The organism is Persicitalea sp., from assembly GCF_041751555.1.
GTDB lineage: Bacteria > Bacteroidota > Bacteroidia > Cytophagales > Spirosomataceae > Persicitalea.
This window is the reverse complement of the sequence record NZ_JBGSXF010000258.1, coordinates 1-3,775: the sequence shown is the minus strand read 5'-3', so window position 1 is coordinate 3,775 and position 3,775 is coordinate 1. Positions and strand designations below refer to the sequence as shown.

The window sequence follows — 3,775 nt, the reverse complement described above, 5'->3', positions numbered from 1 at the left end:
GCCACCTTTGGCAAACAACTCGGCGGTGGTCATGATAAGTTCGCCCTTGGCTTTCTGCGGATTGTGGCAGCTCACGCATTTTTCTTCCAAAATAGGTTGCACCACGTGCGCGAACACCAGCGCGTCTTCCATCGCCACCAGTGGTGTCAGATCGTCGGACATGAGGGGAGCCAGCAGAAATTTATCACCATGGGTGATGTTGGCCCCCAAGTGGCCCGCCACCAGCACGATGACCAAGGTCACGCCCGACAAAATCTTGGTGGGCAGAAGATGTTTGGGCAATCTATTGCGGAAAGCATACCAGCAAAAGCTTATGAAGGCCGTAACGACCCCCGTCCATTTGTGCCAGTAAAGAGCATCGGCGTCATAACCAGATTCCCTGGCAAGTAAGAAGCCCAGAGTAGCCGTCAGAGTGGCCGTGAAAGTTCCTAGCAATAAGGCGTTGTCGGCCCAGTACCTGAGCTTAGAACCCACCTCGGGCAGGGGTGAGACAATAACCCAGATTCCGTACAGCATCAGCACCGTGATCGGAAAGTGCAGCAATAAGGGATGCATCCGCCCGGCTACCTGCAGCCACTGCGGCACGACCAAATAGCTTTCAAAAACCAATAGAAAGGCCAGCAGGCAAACCAGGAAGAAGGTAACGTTGTAGACGAGGGAGAGTAAGCGGGAGGCGATCAATTTTGAATGAGTGATTGAGTGAATTAGTGAATAAAAATCAGGCGAACCACGCGAGTTTTCAATTCACAAAATACAAATCTTATGCAGTCATATATTTTAAAATGGAAGGTGAAAAATGAGCCATTCTCTCACCGCGCGGGCGGCCCCGTCACTCATTCTCTAATTCTCTAATTCACAATTAAGCTATAACTCCTTTCACCACCTTCCCCGCCACATCGGTTAGGCGGTAACGGCGGCCTAAGTGCTTGAAGGTTAGCTTTTCGTGGTCGATGCCCATTTGGTGCAGGATAGTAGCGTGGAAGTCGTTGACGTGAACGGGATCCTTGACGATATTGTAGCCAAACTCGTCTGTTTCACCATAAACGCCCGGCTTAACGCCGCCGCCGGCCATCCAGACCGTGAAGGCACGTGGGTGGTGGTCTCGGCCGTAGCTATCGGGAGCGAGCTTGCCCTGGCAGTAGTTGGTACGGCCGAATTCTCCGCCCCATATTACCAGGGTCTCATCCAGTAAACCGCGCTGTTTCAAATCGGTTATCAAAGCCGCTGACGACTGATCGACGTCTTTGGCCTGGCCCAGAATTTCGCGGGGTAGGTTGCCGTGGGCGTCCCATCCCTGATGGTAAAGCTGCACGAAGCGGACGCCTTTCTCGGAAAGTTTTCTGGCTAAAAGTACATTGGCGGCGTAAGTACCCGGTACCAGGCATTCGGGCCCGTAAAGCTTGACGGTACTTTCCGGTTCGCGGCTGAGGTCGGTGATTTCCGGCATAGCAGTCTGCATCCGATAGGCCATTTCGTACTGTTGAATTTTAGTATTGATTTCGGGATCACCGAATTCTTCGTAAGTACCCTGGTTCAGTTCGGCCAGCTTGTCGAGCATCTTGCGGCGCTCGGCCATGTCCATACCGTCGGGGTTGTTAAGATAAAGGACGGGGTTCTCGCCGCTGCTGAACTGCACGCCCTGATGCACCGAATCGAGGAAGCCGTTGGTCCAGAGTTTGGAATAAACTCCCTGACCATTACCCTTGCCGCGTGAAAGCAGGACACAGAAAGCGGGCAGATTCTTGTTTTCGCTCCCCAGTCCGTAGCTTAGCCACGACCCCATGCTGGGGCGATTGCCGACCTGCGCCCCCGTCTGGAAAAACGTCAGCGCCGGGTCATGGTTGATGGCTTCGGTGTGAATAGTCCTGATAAAACAAATGTCGTCGGCGACATTGGCGATATTAGGCAGCAACTCGCTCACCCACATCCCGGATTGACCGTGTTGCTTGAACTTAAAATAACTACCTGCCAGCGGGAACGACGATTGCCCGGAGGTCATACCCGTCAGCCGCTGCTCGCCTCGGATGGAAGCAGGTAGTTCCTCGCCCTGCATTTTATTAAGCATGGGCTTGTAGTCAAACAAGTCCAACTGCGAGGGTGCGCCATTTTGGAATAAATAAATGATGCGTTTGGCCTTAGGTGCAAAATGCGCCAGCCCGGCCAATGCGGCATCAGCTTCGGCTTCTGGATCGCCCTTAAAAAGATCGGGCATCATCAAAGAACCGAGCGCCACGCTGCCCAGGCCCAAGCTGAGCTTTGACAGGAAATGGCGACGGTTTTGGTTTAAGCCGTATTCGAATATTTGCTTTTCCATTAGATCAATTTTGAATTAGTGACGGGGCCGCCCGAGCGGTGAGTGAATTAGTGAATAAAAAATCGAGCGAATCATAAGTAGAATTCACTCAATCACTAATTCTCTCATTCTCAATTGAATTACGTCTTCGTTATCGCCTCCTCCATATTATAAATCGTACTCACGACCTGCATAAGCGCAGCCCAAGCGGCGCGGTCAGCGATTTTTGCCGTGGGATACTCGCCGACATCCAGAGTTTTGGAGGCGTTCAATTTCTTTTGTTTGAAAAGATCAGCTTGTTCGGTGTAGTATCCTTTCAGAACAGACATTTCTTTCTCAGTGGGTTGACGGCAGACAATGCGTCGAAAAGCCTCGGTTATTTTGGCATCGATATTGCCTTTTTCCTGCATCAGCTTCTGGGAAAGAACGCGGGAGGCTTCCAAAACCGTTGGGTCGTTCATCATCACCAGGGCTTGCAGCGGAGTGTTGGTTTTAGAGCGAACTACTTCGCACTGATCGCGGTTGCTGGCATCGAAGATGCCCATCGAGGGCGGTGGTACAGTGAGTTTGATGAAGGTGTACATTCCGCGGCGGTAGAGCGCATCGCCCCGATCCTGAAAATATTCTTTCAACTCACCGCGCCCAGAACTGGCCGACTCCCATAAGCCTTTCGGCTGATAAGGCTTCACACTGGGGCCGCCGATTTTTTCAACCAAAAGACCACTACTAGACAGCACCACATCGCGGACAAACTCGGCAGGAATGCGGTATCGTGCCCCGCGTGCCATATAAATGTTATCAGGATCGATCGCCATTTTCTTTTGATCGACTTTGGCTGACTGGCGGTAAGTAGCCGAAGTAACGATTTGCTTTACGAGCCGCTTGATGTCCCAGCCGTGTTCCATAAAGTCTACAGCCAGCCAGTCAAGTAGTTCGGGGTGCGTGGGCAAATCGCCCTGCATGCCGAAGTCCCCGGTAGTGCGCACCAGCCCGCGGCCGAAAAACTGCTGCCACATATGGTTTACGAATACTCGCGCCGTGAGGGGATTATTCTTGTTTACCGTCCATTTAGCCAGCCCCAGGCGATTGCGGGCATACTTGGTCGTGTCGAATTTCATCACCGAAGGCAGTGGTTGAGCGTACACCCGCGTAGTTGGAGCATCGTACACGCCGCGATCAAGGACGTAGGTCGGGCGCAACGTATCGCGCTCGCCGAGCACCGATACCGTGAGCGCGGTGGTGTCACTGCGATTCAGAAACGACAGCAGATTTTTGGCGTCCGCGTCGGCGATCGTCAATATCGGTTTTTTTGCGGGCTTAGACTGGCCCACATCGCCCTCGTAACCCACTTCCGGGGTATTGTTGAAGAAGGCAAACATTGAGTAGTAGTCCTTCTGCGAAATGGGGTCGTATTTGTGGTCGTGGCATTGGGCGCACTCTGCGGTCATAGCCAGAATGCCCTTGGTGTAGGTTTTGGTCTTG

General features: G+C 52.7%; 3 protein-coding genes. All 3 read right to left on the bottom strand.

The window, feature by feature from the left end; genetic code table 11:
* Nucleotides 1-681 (bottom strand): DUF2231 domain-containing protein (locus ACEW8P_RS09170; protein ID WP_373512785.1); only part of this gene is annotated, 681 nt, incomplete at its 3' end.
* Between the two features lie 178 nt (nt 682-859).
* Nucleotides 860-2,314 (bottom strand): DUF1501 domain-containing protein, encoded by a 1,455-nt coding sequence (locus tag ACEW8P_RS09165; protein WP_373512784.1) that lies wholly within the window; start codon nt 2,312-2,314, stop codon nt 860-862.
* Between the two features lie 119 nt (nt 2,315-2,433).
* A partial coding sequence (locus ACEW8P_RS09160; RefSeq protein ID WP_373512783.1) for a DUF1553 domain-containing protein occupies nt 2,434-3,775 on the bottom strand: 1,342 nt, incomplete at its 5' end.